This window comes from Janthinobacterium sp. PSPC1-1 (assembly GCF_049897625.1).
Taxonomy (GTDB): domain Bacteria; phylum Pseudomonadota; class Gammaproteobacteria; order Burkholderiales; family Burkholderiaceae_D; genus Janthinobacterium; species Janthinobacterium tructae.
In genome coordinates this window covers 840069-854284 of sequence record NZ_JAFCWP010000001.1, presented here as the reverse complement: position 1 = coordinate 854284, position 14216 = coordinate 840069, and the positions used below count along the sequence as shown (strand labels likewise).

The 14216-nt window shown below is 63.8% G+C and carries 12 protein-coding genes and 1 tRNA gene; 5 read left to right on the top strand and 8 right to left on the bottom strand.

What is annotated here, in order from left to right:
• Positions 1-35 precede the first annotated feature (35 nt).
• The 5 genes from ACP7EG_RS03900 (at position 36) to ACP7EG_RS03880 (ending at position 3803) form a co-directional block, all read left to right on the top strand.
• Positions 36-626, top strand: coding sequence for an NAD(P)H-dependent oxidoreductase (locus ACP7EG_RS03900; protein ID WP_426086489.1), 591 nt, complete (start codon positions 36-38; stop codon positions 624-626).
• A gap of 180 nt (positions 627-806) precedes the next feature.
• Positions 807-2015 (top strand): SpoIIE family protein phosphatase, encoded by a 1209-nt coding sequence (locus ACP7EG_RS03895; RefSeq protein WP_426086488.1) that lies wholly within the window; start codon positions 807-809, stop codon positions 2013-2015.
• A gap of 65 nt (positions 2016-2080) precedes the next feature.
• On the top strand, positions 2081-2638 hold the full coding sequence (locus ACP7EG_RS03890; RefSeq protein ID WP_071076508.1) for a SiaB family protein kinase: 558 nt from the start codon (positions 2081-2083) through the stop codon (positions 2636-2638).
• Between the two features lie 22 nt (positions 2639-2660).
• Positions 2661-3059 (top strand): DUF1987 domain-containing protein, encoded by a 399-nt coding sequence (locus ACP7EG_RS03885; protein ID WP_426086487.1) that lies wholly within the window; start codon positions 2661-2663, stop codon positions 3057-3059.
• Between the two features lie 3 nt (positions 3060-3062).
• The gene (locus ACP7EG_RS03880) at positions 3063-3803 is read left to right on the top strand and encodes a GGDEF domain-containing protein (RefSeq protein ID WP_426086486.1); all 741 of its coding nucleotides are present in this window, start codon (positions 3063-3065) and stop codon (positions 3801-3803) included.
• A 14-nt stretch (positions 3804-3817) separates the two neighbouring features.
• On the opposite strand, the gene ACP7EG_RS03875 is transcribed toward ACP7EG_RS03880, so the two are convergent.
• The 8 genes from ACP7EG_RS03875 to fdnG form a co-directional block, all read right to left on the bottom strand.
• Positions 3818-4531 carry a substrate-binding periplasmic protein gene (locus tag ACP7EG_RS03875; protein WP_426086485.1) on the bottom strand — a complete coding sequence of 238 codons (714 nt, stop codon included), beginning with the start codon at positions 4529-4531 and terminating at the stop codon, positions 3818-3820.
• A 155-nt stretch (positions 4532-4686) separates the two neighbouring features.
• Positions 4687-4782 (bottom strand) — tRNA-Sec (locus tag ACP7EG_RS03870).
• Between the two features lie 19 nt (positions 4783-4801).
• Complete coding sequence (selB, locus tag ACP7EG_RS03865; protein WP_426086484.1) at positions 4802-6757, bottom strand: selenocysteine-specific translation elongation factor; 1956 nt, start codon at positions 6755-6757, stop codon at positions 4802-4804.
• Positions 6754-8163: an L-seryl-tRNA(Sec) selenium transferase gene (gene selA / locus ACP7EG_RS03860; RefSeq protein ID WP_426086483.1), complete on the bottom strand. Its 1410-nt coding sequence runs from the start codon at positions 8161-8163 to the stop codon at positions 6754-6756. Before selA ends, selB begins: the two co-directional genes overlap by 4 nt.
• The gene (gene fdhE / locus ACP7EG_RS03855) at positions 8160-9215 is read right to left on the bottom strand and encodes a formate dehydrogenase accessory protein FdhE (protein WP_426086482.1); all 1056 of its coding nucleotides are present in this window, start codon (positions 9213-9215) and stop codon (positions 8160-8162) included. Before fdhE ends, selA begins: the two co-directional genes overlap by 4 nt.
• A gap of 175 nt (positions 9216-9390) precedes the next feature.
• On the bottom strand, positions 9391-10062 hold the full coding sequence (locus ACP7EG_RS03850) for a formate dehydrogenase subunit gamma (protein ID WP_426086481.1): 672 nt from the start codon (positions 10060-10062) through the stop codon (positions 9391-9393).
• Positions 10052-10972: a formate dehydrogenase subunit beta gene (gene fdxH, locus ACP7EG_RS03845; protein WP_071076501.1), complete on the bottom strand. Its 921-nt coding sequence runs from the start codon at positions 10970-10972 to the stop codon at positions 10052-10054. Before fdxH ends, ACP7EG_RS03850 begins: the two co-directional genes overlap by 11 nt.
• A 13-nt stretch (positions 10973-10985) precedes the next feature.
• The gene (fdnG, locus tag ACP7EG_RS03840) at positions 10986-14057 is read right to left on the bottom strand and encodes a formate dehydrogenase-N subunit alpha (RefSeq protein ID WP_426086480.1); all 3072 of its coding nucleotides are present in this window, start codon (positions 14055-14057) and stop codon (positions 10986-10988) included.
• Between the last annotated feature and the right edge of the window lie 159 nt (positions 14058-14216).

The following is a 14216-nucleotide window of genomic DNA, read 5'->3' as shown; positions in this document are numbered from 1 at the left end:
GCATGCAAGCTGTTCTTTAACGGAAAGCCTGCAGCATGAGCAACATTACACCGAAACGCATTTTAATTCTCCTCGGCCACCCGTCCAGCGACAGTTTCTGCGCCGCCCTGGCCGAGGCCTACGCCGCCACGGCCCGCAGCGCAGGCCACAGCGTGCGCGAGCTGCGTCTGGGCCAGCTGGACTTCGATCCCATCCTGCACGAAGGCTATCGCCAGGTACAGCCGCTGGAAGCGGACTTGCTGGCGGCCCAGGAAGCCATCAGCTGGGCCGAACACCTGGTGTTCGCCTACCCGATCTGGTGGGGCGGCGCGCCGGCCCTGCTGAAAGGCTTTGTCGACCGCGTCTTCCTGCCCGGCTTTGCCTTCAAGTATCGCCCGGGCAAGGCTTTCCCGGCCCAGTTGCTGAAGGGCCGCACGGCCCAGCTCCTGGTGACGATGGATACGCCGCCCTGGTATTTCCGCTGGGTCTACCACATGCCTGGCATCCACCAGCTGCGCAAGACGACGCTGGAATTTTGCGGCGTCAAGCCCGTCAAGGTAGCCAGCTTCGGCCCCATCCTCGATTCCACCGAAGTGCAGCGCGCGCGCTGGCTGGAACAGGCGCAGGCGCTGGCCCGGCGCCTGTAGGGCCGGAAACGGCTTGCCATGCAGCCATCTTGCATACGGTTTTGACAAGCTGGTAATCAAGCCGTCACATTCCAGGGCTACCATGATGATATTGCCTGTTTGTCAGTCGCCTTGCCGTCGCGACAACAAGGGTCCGCTCGTCATGTAAAGGTAGCCGCTGTGGAGTTCAACGCTTCTCGATTGCATCTTCCCCGTTATCGCACCTCCGTGGCGTTTGATCTGTGCATACCCACGGAATCGGTGCAGGCCGACGCCAGCAATTTCGCCGTGCTGGAACTGTTCACGGAACGGCGCGACATGATGAGCTTGCCCGTCACGGAGCAGCAGAAACCCATCGGCTTGATCAGTCGCAATATCTTCATGTCGCAGATGTCCAAGCCCTTCTATCACGAGGTGTACGGCAAGAAGAGCTGCATCGCCTTCATGGACAAGGAACCGCTGATCGTCGATGGTGCCATGAGCATCGAAGACCTCACCTTCCGCGCCGTGGAAGCGGGCGAAAAGGCGCTGGCCGACGGCTTCATCATCACGGAAGGTGGCGCGCTGGCCGGCGTGGGCTTCGGCTTGCAGTTGATGAACGTGGTAGCCACCATGCAGGCGGAAAAGAACCGGCAAATCATGCACAGCATCGATTACGCCAGCGTGATCCAGCGCGCCCGGCTGCGCACATCGGACGCGGAATTGCGCGCCACCCTGCCCGACGCGCACCTGGAATGGCAGCCGCGCGACGTCGTCGGCGGCGATTTTTACTTCTTCGAGCGCCACGCGGGCGGCTGGTTCGCCGCCATCGCCGACTGCACCGGCCATGGCGTGCCGGGCGCCTTCATGACCCTGATCGCCTCGTCGGCCCTGAGCCAGGCACTGCGCGAACTGGGGCCGCGCGATCCGGCCGCCCTGATCGGCGCCGTCAGCCGCTCCATCAAGACCTTGCTGGGCCAGGACGGCGCCGCCAGCGGCCATCACGCCGGTTCGAACGACGGCATGGATTGCGCCTTCCTGTGTTACGACGACGCCAGCGCCAGCCTGCGTTTCGCGGGGGCGAAACTGGCGCTGTACGTGGTGGTGCCAGGCGAAGAGGCCGTGCGCGCCATCGACGGCGCGCGCATGGGCGTGGGCTATGTCGACACGCCGCCCGGCTACTGCTGGCACAACGAGACGCTCGCCATACCCGCCGGCAGCCTGCTGTTCATCACGACCGACGGCTTGCTCGACCAGATCGGCGGCGCGCGCGACATCGCCTATGGCAAGCGGCGCATGCGCGAGCAGCTGCTGGCGCAGCGCGACGCTCCCGCTGGCGACGTGGCGGCGGCACTGCTGCAGGACAGCGCGGCCTGGCAAGGCAAGCAGCCGCGCCGCGACGACCTGACCTTTTTCTGTTTCCGCCTGTAGTTTTGGCGCCATCGAACCACATTATCAACAAGAAACCGGGTCACCGGCTAGCCAGGAGCACGGACGTGCTGTACGAAGAATTCAACGAGTTTTGGGATGTGGCGCGCAAGCGCAACATCATCTTTTTTTACGTGGGCTATTTCTCGCAGCACGTGGTGAGCGCCATTTCCGAAACCATCAAGGCGCGCCTCGATACGGCCGGCGCGGCCGGACCCACGCGGCGGCGCATCTTTTCCTCGTTCATCGAGATGTCGCAAAATATCATGCACTATTCCGCCGACAGCCTGACGCCCGATGCGCAGCTGGACCAGCAGATGCGGCGCGGCTCGTTTTGCATCGGCACGCGCGGCGACAGCTTTTTTCTGCTGTGCGCCAACCCCGTCTCGACGGACAACGTGGCGCAGATCCGCGCCCGCCTGGAGCCGCTGCACACGATGACGATGGAAGAAATCCGCCTGGCCTACAAGAAGGCCCTGCGCGAGGAAGCGCCGGCCGACAGCAAGGGCGCGGGCCTGGGTTTTCTCACCATGGCGCGCGACGCCAGCGAGCCGCTGGAATTCGAATTCGTCCAGGACCCACAGGAGCCGGGGCACACCATCTTCTGCATCAAAGCCATCATTTGAAAGAGCCGACTCAGGAAAGCATATGCAATTACCGTCACCACTGTTCATCGCCGCGACCCCGTGTTCGCCCGAAATCGACTTCCGTTTCGAGCAGCACACCCTGTCGATCAAGGGCGAGTCCTATCCGGAAAACGCGGCCGCCTTCTATGGCCCGCTGATCGCCACCGTGCGCGCCTACCTGGACGCCTGCCGCGAGAGCACCATCACCGTCAACGTCTCGCTGGCCTACTTCAACAGCTCCAGCACGAAGATGCTGTTTACCCTGTTCGACACCCTGAATCAGGCCGCCATCGACGGCAACCAGGTGCGCCTGAACTGGTATCACGACGAAGACGACGACACCATCCTGGAGTTCGGCCAGGAGCTGCAGCAAGATTTCACGGCACTCGATTTCTGCGACCATCCCGTGCGAGGCAGCTAGAGCATGCACGCCGCCATCTCCGAGTCCGGCCTGGAACCCGACCTGTTCACCGTGGAAGCGGCGGCGCTGGCTGCCGCGCGGCGCATGCACGCCGACGTCCATGCCAGCGGCGAGGCGCAGCGCCGCGTGCTCGGTGAACTGATCAATCACTACGAACGGCTGATGCGCGAGACGCGGCGCCTGATCGGCCGCAGCGACCGCGCCGAGCGCGACATGCATTTGCTGAACCGGCAATTGCAAACCCTGGCCGGCCAGCTCGAATACCGCGCCACGCACGATCCGCTGACGGGCGCCCTGAACCGCGGTGCCGTGATCGAGCATGCCTCGCGCTGCCTGGCGAAGGGCGACATGGCCCTGATCGTGCTCGACATCGACCTGTTCAAGCAGGTCAATGACGATTTCGGCCACCCGGCCGGCGACGGCGTGATCCAGGCCGTGGTCGACTGCCTGAAGGGATTATTGGGACAGGAGACGGCCATCGGCCGGGTCGGCGGTGAAGAGTTTTCCGTGGTCTGGCCCACCTCCTCGCGCGACGAGGCGGTGCAAGTCGCGCAGCGCATCTGCGAAAGCATCGGCCGCCAGCGCCACGCGGCGCCCATCACGCGCGCCATCACCGTCAGCGTGGGCCTGAGCTGGAACCGCGCCGGCACGCCGTTCGAAACGGCCTACAGCCATGCGGACCAGGCCCTGTACCAGGCCAAGCGCGAAGGACGCAACTGCGTGCGCCAGTGGCTGGAAAGCTGACTCAATGCACTGAGTCAGCGCAGCTGTTCGCGCGCCATGCTGCCGTCGCGGCGCATGGCGGCAGCGGCGCGCTGCATGGCAGCCACCTGCGCCTCGGGCACCTTGAGGTTACAGGCCAGGTAAGTCTGCACGCGATTAAAGATCAGCAACGGCTCCACCTTGCCCTCCCACTCCTTGCCGGCAAACGGTTTGCTGCCCACCGCCATGCCCACGGCCCACAGATCGATGCGCCCGAGCAGCAGCTTTTGCGGATTGAGCCACTCCTGCGTCACTGGCGCCACGCTCAAGCCACGCTGGCGCAGGTAGTCATCGCGCGCGTCGCCCAGCACCGTGCCGATCACCAGGCCGCGCGCATCGGCCAGCGTGCGCAGCGTCAGATGCCGCTCGACCAGGCCATACAGTATCCACTCCGCTTCGTTGAGGGGGCCGATCCAGCGAAATTGCGCTTCGCGCTCTTGCGTGCGGCTGGTGGAAAAGATGCAGGTGTCGGCTTCGCGCAGCGCCTGCGCGTACGCGCGCTTCCACGGCAACAACTCGATGCTGTAGGCGATGCCGGCGCGCGCCATGATGTCGCGCACCTTCGTCGTTTCGCGTCCCACGACGACATTGCCTTCCATCATGCTCGATGGCGGCAAGTGCTCGCCGACGATGCGCAGACCAGCCGCCGCGGCCAGCGCCGGCATCAGCAGCGCCACTGCCAGCAGCCGTGCCATGCTTGCTTGTTTCATGCTTGCTTTCATCTGCGACAGGAGATTCAAGCCGATGTTACCATCGCCCCGCGCCGGCATCGCCGCATATTATCAATTACACCATGTATTTTCCGCAACGTGGCAACAGGCCAACGCCGGGACGATCAGCATGCAGGGGGGAAGGGAAGAATCACTGGCGGAAAACAGTAGGAGTCGAACCTACGGGAGAACGTCTGACGCCCTCCACCGGGTTTGAAGCCCGGCCACATCACCGGATGAGTGTGCTTTCCGCGGTGCCTGAGCTAGTACTTAGCTGTTGGGCAAGGCTGCAGTGTAGGACCACAGCGCTTGCGGGCGCAATAGATGCCCATTGCCAACACGGCGAGTATAACCGACGCGGTCAAAGAATTCCAGGACCTGGATCGCCCGCTTGCGGCCCAGACCGCTGGCATCGCGGAAGGTGGCCGCACCCACAGCGCCATTGCCGGGCGGTAGACCTTCATCCTGTTCGGCTTTTCCAGCCAGACTGCGCACCAGTTGCGCCAGCTCGGCCAGCGCCGCCTGGTGATAAAACAGGTCGTGCACCACCTGGCTGATCTGCCCTGCCTTGGCAAGTTTACGCAACAGCCGGCGCGCGTCATCCTCGGCCAGGCCGAAGTCGCGCGCCAGGTCGCGCGTCCACGGCGGCTCGAAGCGCCCCTGTTCCAACGCTGCCAGCAAGGGCTCGGCCAGCGCCTGCTCCTGCGGCGTCAGTTCCACGCTGTGCGTCGGCAGATGCAGGCTGGCGCCGCGCGCCAGGAGCTCGCCGCGCGCCAGCAAGGCTTCGACCAGATGGCTCCACAAGGCGTCTTCCATCTCCGCGTCGACGATGCGCTTCAGGCGCCACAGTTCCGGCCCCGCCTCGTCGGGGGCGCGCGCATGGAACACCGCCAGGGCAGCCAGCACCCTCTCTTCAAGCGCCAGAAGCGCCGGCGGCGCCAGCAGCAGGGCGTCGCCACCGCGCAGGGCGATGCGCCGCGTGTCGGCCGGCAGCGCGATGGCGTTCGCCGGCAGCAGCGACAGGCGCACCAGCAGCGACTCGCGCAGCCCCAGCGGGCTTTGCGCCAGCAAGGCAGCAATATCGCCCTGTGCGACAAAGGCGGCCAGCGCGTCCAGCCAGCTTAAGCGCGCCGGGCTGCGGCGCTTGCGCGCGGGGCCGAACGGGTCGAGCACCATGCCGCCGCCCACCGTCTGCGTCGCTTGCGCATTGCGCACGACGAAGCGGTCGCCCGGCACGCCGTGCATGGGCGACTCGAACACCAGTTGTACCCTGCCCGTCTGCCCCGGCGACAGGGTTTCGCCATCGAGCATGACGGCGCGCGCCAGCTGGTGCGCCGCGCCCAGGTGCACGTGCAGCGGCGACCAGGCTTTCAGTTGCACGCCGGCGTCGGGCAGCAAGGTCAGTTCCACATCGAGGCGTTCGGAACACTGCGCCAGCTCGGGCGCGACGATCCAGTTACCCCGTTCGATGCGTTCGCGCTCGATGCCGGCCAGGTTCAGCGCCAGGCGCTGGCCCGCCATGCCCGTCTCGGCCGCGCGGTTCTGTGCATGGATGCTGCGCACGCGTGCTTGCGCGCCGCCGGGCGCCAGTTGCAGCATGTCACCAACCTGCGCGCGTCCCGCCAGCGCCGTGCCGGTGACGATGGTGCCCTGTCCCGACAAGGTGAACACGCGGTCCACGCCGAGGCGGAACAAGCGCCGCTCATCGCGCTGCGGCAGGCTGCGCGACACTTGCGTCAGGTGCGCCAGCAAGGCCGCCACGCCGGGATCGTTGTCGCGGCTGGCGGCTGTGGGGAAGATGGGGCTGCCCGCCAGCGGCGTGCCGGCCAGCAGCGCCTCGATGTCCGCCTCCACCTGCGCCACGCGGGCGCCATCGGCGCGGTCGATCTTGGTCAGCGCCACGGCGCCGCGCGTCACGCCCAGCAGCTGCAAAATGGCCAGGTGCTCGTGCGTCTGCGGCATGATGCCGTCGTCGGCCGCCACCACCAGCAGGGCGAAGTCGATGCCCGTCACGCCGGACGCCATGGTGCGGATGAATTTTTCGTGTCCCGGCACGTCGATCACGCCCAGCACCGTGCCATCCGCCAGCGGCAGATAGGCGTAGCCGAGTTCTATCGAGATGCCGCGCGCCTGCTCTTCCTTCAGGCGGTCCGTGTGCACGCCCGTCAGCGCGCGCGTGAGCGTCGTCTTGCCATGGTCGATATGGCCTGCGGTGCCGACGATCATGCGGACAACTCGGCGAGCTGCGCGATGAAGGCCGTTTCGTGCGCCGGCTCCAGGCAGCGCAGATCGAGCCACAGGGTGTCTTGCCCGATGCGCCCGATCACGGGACACGGCAAGGCGCGCAGGCGCTGTTCCAGCGCGCCCAGGGGGTTGCTCAGGCGCGAACCGGGTGTGCTGCGGACGGCCAGGCCAAAGCTGGGCAGCTGGTCGACGGGCAAGGCGCCGCTGCCGATCTGGCTTTTCATCGCTTCGGCCGTCACCACGTAAGAGGTACCCAGCGCACCTTGCAGCAGCGGCAGCAGGGTTTGCGCCTGCGCGCGCATGGCGGCCGCGGGGCGCGTCAGCAAGCGCAAGGTGGTCAGGCGTTCGGCCAGCAAGTCCGGCGCGCGGTACAGCTGCAGCACGGGGGCCAATGCGGCCAGGGTCAGTTTGCCCACACGCAGCGCACGTTTCAGGGGGTTGCGCTTGATCTTCGCGATCAAATCGGCGCGTCCGACGATGACGCCGCATTGCGGCCCGCCCAGCAATTTATCGCCGCTGAAGGTCACCAGGTCGGCGCCCGCTGCGATGGTTTCGCGCACCGTCGTTTCATGTGGCAAGCCATACTGCGCCAGATCGACCAGGGTACCGCTGCCCAGGTCCACGGCCGTCGGCACGCCGTGTTTGGATGCCAGCGGCACCAGTTCGTCGAGTTCCACGCTTTTCGTGAACCCCGTGATCGCGTAATTGCTGCAATGGACCTTCATCAAGAGGGCCGTGTCTTCATTCACGCCATTGGCGTAATCGGCCAGGTGGGTGCGGTTGGTGCTGCCCACTTCGCGCAGCACGGCGCCCGCGCGCGTCATCACGTCAGGGATGCGGAAGGCGCCGCCGATTTCCACCAGTTCGCCGCGCGAGACGATGACCTCTTTATTCTGCGCCAAGGTGTTCAGCATCAGCAGCACGGCGGCCGCATTGTTGTTGACGATGGTGGCCGCTTCGGCGCCCGTCAGTTCGCGCAGCAATTCCTCGACTAGGTCGTCTCTATCGCCGCGCTTGCCCGTTTCCAGGTCGAATTCCAGGTTCATCGGCCACTGCAGCGCTTCCACCACGGCTTGTACGGCCGCGTCGGGCAGCAGCGCGCGGCCCAGATTCGTGTGCAGCACGGTGCCCGTCAGGTTGAACACGGCGCGCAGCTGCGAGCGCGATTGGGCTTGCAGGCGCTCGCCCATGTGCGCGGCGATGGCGGCAAGCGATGCGCCCTCCTCGCACACTGCGCCGGCCAGCATGGCCGTGCGCAGTTCGGCCAGCACGGCGCGCGCGCAGGCCAGGGTTTGCACGCGGCCGTAATGTGCAATCAGATCAAGGCAAGCCGCGTCGCCCAGGATGCGGTCGACCGACGGCAGGCGCACGGTTTGCCCTGTCGTCATGCTGGCTGGCCCTCGCCGCTGTCGTTCTTCCCCAGCCACAGCAGCGGATTGCCGCTGGCGCGCTGGTAGCCCGCTTCGCCCACCAGCAGGTCGAGCATCAGGCTGGCCAGGTCGTCGGCCAGCGGTTCGACGTTGTAATCGTGTTCCTGGTTGAAGACTTTGCGATAGGTATGGCAGTCGTCGCAGGTTTCCGCGCGCGCCACCTTCTTCGGATCATTCGCCTTGTTAGGCAATTTGTCGTCCTTCGCCGCCACGGGGTCGAACGGCTTTGCGTCGGCCGCGTCCAGGCCCTGGTAGGCGATCTTGCCATTCTGTTCACAAGTCGAGCACTTCACGCGCACCATGTGCCATTCGCTTTCGCAAATGCCGCAGTGCAGATAGCGGTAACCCTGCGACTGGCCGCCGATGCGGATCACGCTGGCGACGGGATGCGAACCGCAGACGGGGCACAGGGTACCCGTTTCCAGGTCCGGCACGCGCGCGGCGCGCAGTTCGCTGGCCGACACCGACCATAAAATCTGCAGCGCGGCGGCGACGAACGGCGCGTGCATGGGATTGAGGTTGTCGCCGTTTTCATCGAGCACGGCATCGGCGCAGGCATCCAGCGCAGGCGCGTCGAGCGCGCGCAGCTGCGCCAGCACCTGGGTCAGGCCGCCCGACAATGCCGGCTGGCTGGCCGCCGTGCTCGCCAATTCATCGAGCAGGCTGGCAAAGATGTCGCGCCAGACGGGCGGACGGGCGCCATTCACGGGCAACACCGGCATGCGGTGCTGCATCGCGCGGCGCAGCGCGTCGGGGTCGGCGGCAGGCACGGCGCCGGGCGCCAGTTTTCCCACCACGGCGGCCTGCGCATCGGCCAGCGCGGCCATCAGCACCAGGTAACCCTGCATGCCCGCGTCGACGGGGATGCCCTTGATATTGCCTTGCGCCAGCTCGCGCAAGCGCAAGGCACGCGCCTTGAACAGGCTGTCAGGCTGCGGCAGCAGCAGGCGCGGAATCGCGTTGTGGTCCAGGCCTTCTATTTCGCCTGGCTGAAGAATGCGTTGTACCAATGGAGTTTTCCCATCAAAAAAAGCAAGGCAGAGCCAGCGGAGTTGGCTGTGCTGTAAAAGTATTTTAATCGATAAAAAGAAAGGGGCCAGTCCTGGGGGACTGGCCCTGGCATACGAAAACGTCGGCGGCGGAGCATGTCGGCTTACGCGAAGCTAAGCCGACCTACCCTGCTGCCTACTTTCTCGTATTACGGATCACCGCTTCAAACCACTTCGGATGGTGCTTGCGCGCCCAGCCGTAGGTGACGGTGCCGCGCACCATGGCGCCGACCGAGCCCTTGACCCAGATCGCCGCATAGATATGCACGATGATGGCGCAGATGATGGCAAAAGCGCAACCGGCATGCAACAAGGCGGCAAAACGCACCACGTCGATCGGGAAGTAGAACGCGAAATACGCGCGCCAGATCACGATGCCCGACAGCAGCAAGCCGATCATGCTGACCAGCAACACGAAGAACAGGATCTTCTGGCCGGCATTGTATTTGCCGATCTTCGGAAGCTTTTCCTCACGGTTGTTGAGCACGTCGTCCATTTGCTTGAGCCACTGCTTGTCGCCGTCCTCGAACTTGTTGTGGTGCCAGAAGCGCACCACCAGGATCGCGAACGAGACAAACATCACCAGGCCGGCAAACGGATGCAAGATGCGCGTCCATTGCCCGCCGCCGAACAGGTTCGCCAGCCACGCCATCGAGGGATGGAACATGGCCAGGCCGGACAGGGCCAGCATGACGAAAGTGATGGCGGTGACCCAGTGATTCGTGCGCTCGTTCGGGTTGTAGCGTTCGATCAAGGGATTGCCATCCTTGTCGCGCAGCTTGCCATCGTGATGTTCACTATGCTTCATGCTGTTCCTCCCGGATGCGCTTGGCCTCTTCCAAGGCTTCGTGCTCTTCGTCCTTGCTCACTTCGTTCGGACCGACACGCGTGTAATGGAACAGGCCTGCCAGCGCCGTGACAGCCATGCCGGCTACTGCCAGCGGCTTGGACCAACCCTTCCAGAAGCCCACCATCGGGCTGATGCGCGGACGTTCCGGCAAGTTCGAATACAGCTTCGGCTTGTCGGCATGGTGCAGCACGTACATCACGTGCGTACCGCCCACGCCCAGCGGATCGTACAGGCCCGCGTTCTCGAAACCGCGCGACTTCAGGTCGACGATGCGCTCTTCCGCATGCACCTTCATGTCTTCCTTGGTGCCGAAGAGGATGGCGCCCGTCGGACAGGTTTTCACGCAGGCCGGTTCCTGGCCCACGGCCACGCGGTCCGAGCAGAGCGTGCACTTGTAGGCGCGGTCGTCCTTTTTCGAAATGCGGGGCACGTCGAAAGGACAGCCGGCCACGCAGTAGCCGCAGCCGATGCAGTTTTCCTGGTGGAAATCGACGATGCCGTTCGTGTACTGCACGATGGCGCCCGGCGCCGGACAGGCCTTCAGGCAGCCCGGGTCCTCGCAGTGCATGCAGCCATCCTTGCGGATCAGCCACTCGAGGTTGCCGTCGTTGTCTTCGTGTTCGGCAAAACGCATCACCGTCCACGATTGCGGCGTCAAGTCCGTCGGATTGTCATAGGTGCCATGGTTTTCGCCGACTTCATCGCGCAAGTCGTTCCATTCCATGCACGCCGTCTGGCAAGCCTTGCAGCCGATGCATTTCGACACATCGATCAGCTTGGCCACGGTACCCGTCACCGGGCTGCGTGCTTGCGGTGGCGTCACCGTGGTAGCCGACAGGCGCCGGATATCTAAGGATTGCAGTGCCATTATTGAGCTCCCATCATGCTTTTTCCACCTTCACGAGGAAGGACTTGAATTCCGGCGTTTGCGAATTCGCATCCCCCACGCCCGGTGTCAGGGTATTGATCAGATACCCCGGCTTGGCCACACCCGTAAAGCCCCAGTGCAGCGGCAGGCCCACGGTATGCACCTGCTTGCCCTCGATCATCAACGCCTTGATGCGCTTGGTGACCACGGCCTTGGCGATGATGTGCCCGCGCTTGGAACTGACGCGCACTTCACCGCCGGCAACGACGCCGATGCTCTTGGCCAGCTCTTCGCCGATTTCAACGAATTGCTGCGGCTGGATGATGGCGTTCAGGCGCGCATGCTTGGTCCAGTAGTGGAAATGCTCGGTCAGGCGGTAGCTGGTCGCCACATGCGGATATTCCTCGTGCGTGCCGAACATTTTCCGATCATCGGCGAACACGCGCGCGGCCGGATTGCTGGTCGCTTGCGGGTTTTTCGGATGCATGGGGTTGTAGCCCAGCGGATTTTCGAACGGCTCGTAATGCTCGGGGAACGGCCCCTCGGCCATGGCGCCACGCGCAAAGAAGCGCGCCACGCCTTCGCCCAGCATGATGAACGGACCCATGCCGTTTTCCGGCGGTTCGTCGACCTTGAAGTCGGGAATATCGGCCCCGCTCCAATTGGTGCCATTCCACTCGATCAGCTTGCGCGTCGGGTCGAAAGGCTTGCCCTTCAAGTCGCACGAAGCGCGGTTGTACAGCACGCGGCGGTTCGCCGGCCACGCCCAGGCCCAGCCCAGCGTCTGGCCGATGCCGGTCGGGTCGCTATTGTCGCGCCGTCCCATCTGGTTGCCCGCCTGCGTCCAGCTGCCGGCGAAGATCCAGCAACCGCTGGTGGTGGTGCCATCGTCGCGCAATTGCGCAAACGAGGCCAGCTGCTCGCCCTTTTTCACCAGCAGCTTGGTCGGATCCTTGAGATCGTACAAGTCGGCCAGCGCACGGCCGTTGAATTCGCGGGCGATTTCTTCCGGCTGCGGGTTTTCCGGCTGCGCATAATTCCACGTCAGGTTGAGAATAGGATCGGGGAACTTGCCGCCCTCTTTCTTGTACATGCTACGCATGCGCAAGAACAGGCCCGACATGATCTCCAGGTCGCTGCGCGCCTGGCCCGGCGGTTCGGCCGCCTGCCAGTGCCACTGCAGCACGCGCGAGGAACTCACCAGCGAACCGCGTTCTTCGGCGAAGCAGCTGGTCGGCAAGCGGAACACTTCCGTCATGATCTTGGTGGGATCGACTTCGTGATATTGCCCGTGCGGCTTCCAGAATTCGCCCGTTTCCACGGCCAGCGGGTCCATGATGACGAGGAACTTCAGCTTCGACAGCGCTTCCGTGACCTTCTGCTTGTTCGGCGCGGACGCCAGCACATTGAAGCCCTGGCAGATATAGCCCGTCATCTTGCCTTGGTGCATGTTCTCGATGGCTTGCATCAAGTCATACGGCTTGTCGAGTTTCGGCAGGTAATCGAAGGCGTAATTGTTCTCGGCCGTGGCGAAATCACCCCACCACGTCTTCATGAAGCTGACGTGGAACTTGCGGTAATTGCTCCAGTAGCTGAGCTGGTTTGGCCGCAGCGGCTTGGTGGCGCGCGCGCCGATATACGCATCGAAGTCCTGTTCGGCCTCGTTCGGCAGCGTCATATAACCTGGCAACAGGTTCGACATCAGGCCCAGATCGGTCAAGCCCTGGATGTTCGAGTGGCCGCGCAAGGCGTTCATGCCGCCGCCCGCGATACCCATATTACCCAGCAACAGCTGCACCATGGCGCCCGTGCGGATGGTTTGCGCACCCGTCGAGTGGTGCGTCCAGCCCAGTGCGTACAAGATGGTGCCGGCGCGTCCCGGCACGGCGGTCGAAGCCAGGGCTTCCGCCACCTTGTGGAACTTGTCGGGTGACACGCCGCACGTCCGTTCGACCATTTCGGTCGTGTAACGTGAGTAGTGCTTCTTCATCATCTGGTAGACGCAGCGCGGGTGTTCCAGGGTCGGGTCGACCTTGGCGTAGCCGTCGTCGCCGATCTCGTAATCCCAGGTGGCCTTGTTGGTGTACTTGCCTTTTTCTTTGTCGAAACCCGAGAACAGACCATCTTCGAACGCATAGTCTTCGCGCACGATGAAAGGCATGTCCGTGTAGTTGCGCACGTACTCATGCTGGATCTTGTCGTTCGTCAGCAGATAATTGATGATCGCGCCGAGGAAGACGATGTCCGTGCCGGTACGCGTGGCGCAGTAGTAATCTGCCACGGATGCGGTACGGGTAAAACGCGGATCGACAACGATCAGCTTGGCCTTGTTATGCGCCTTCGCTTCCGTGACCCATTTGAATCCGCAAGGATGTGCTTCTGCTGCATTGCCGCCCATGACCAAAATCACATCGGCATTCTTGATATCGACCCAATGATTCGTCATCGCGCCACGGCCAAACGTCGGGGCAAGACCTGCCACCGTCGGTCCGTGTCATACACGCGCCTGATTATCAAAGGTCAGCATTCCCATGCTGCGCACTGTCTTGTGGGTCAGGTAACCGACCTCGTTGCTGCCGGCGGACGCGGCCAGCATGCCGGTGGAGAGCCAGCGGTTGACGGTCTTGCCGTCGGCATTCTTTTCGATCAGGTTGGCATCGCGGTCATCCTTCATCAGGCGCGCGATCTTGTCGAGCGCCACATCCCAGGAGATCGGTTGCCATTCCGTGCCGCCCGGTGCGCGGTATTCGGGCACTTTCAGGCGGTTCGGGCTGTGGATGAAGTCGACCAGACTGGCGCCTTTCGGGCACAAGGTGCCGCGGTTCACCGGGTGATCGGCATCGCCTTCCACGTGGATGATGCTGGAGACGGCATTTTTTGCGCCGTCGCCCAGACCATACAGCAGGACGCCACATCCTACCGAACAGTAAGGACAGGTATTGCGTGTCTCGGTGGTGCGAGACAGCTTGTATTGCCGCACTTCCGCCATCGCCTGGCCCGGTGCGAAACCGAGCAGGGCGAGGCTGGAACCAGCAATGGTCGCGCCAGTTACCCGAAGGAACTGGCGCCTGGACATCTGAACCATATTCAGGCCTCTATGATGTGAGTAAATAAAAAGTCATACAACGTCGTAGTGGTGTCATATCACTAAGATATAAGCACCATGCCTGTGCCGTATGACAGTATTTTACCCCTCAAACCCCGTCAAGGCTCAGTCCGCCGGAGAAAATTGCACATAGTCAAC